The sequence below is a fragment of the Erwinia sp. PsM31 genome, assembly GCF_030433775.1.
Lineage (GTDB): Bacteria > Pseudomonadota > Gammaproteobacteria > Enterobacterales > Enterobacteriaceae > Erwinia > Erwinia aeris.
Map to the genome: position 1 here is coordinate 1 of NZ_JARUWZ010000137.1, position 217 is coordinate 217.

1 protein-coding gene is annotated in these 217 nt (G+C 46.5%); it reads left to right on the forward strand.

Features of this window, described 5'->3' with window-relative positions:
* Positions 1 to 217, forward strand: a 217-nt coding sequence (locus QCD69_RS22750) for a glycosyltransferase family 2 protein (RefSeq protein ID WP_301253599.1), incomplete at both ends; no start/stop codon positions are given.

The following is a 217-nucleotide window of genomic DNA, read 5'->3' on the forward strand; positions in this document are numbered from 1 at the left end:
ATTCGTCGCGTCTGTTTAAATCAGGTTGGTTATTTCGATGTCGAAACTTTTGGTCGCTGCTATGGCGAAGATAATGACTGGTGTCAGCGAGCAGATATGCTGGGTTGGAAAAATTATCATCAGCTGAACGTGATTGCCTACCATAAAGGCGGCGTCAGTTTTGCCGGTGAGCAGAGACCACGTAAGCTCAAAGATATGGAGCTTTTGTGCGAACTGC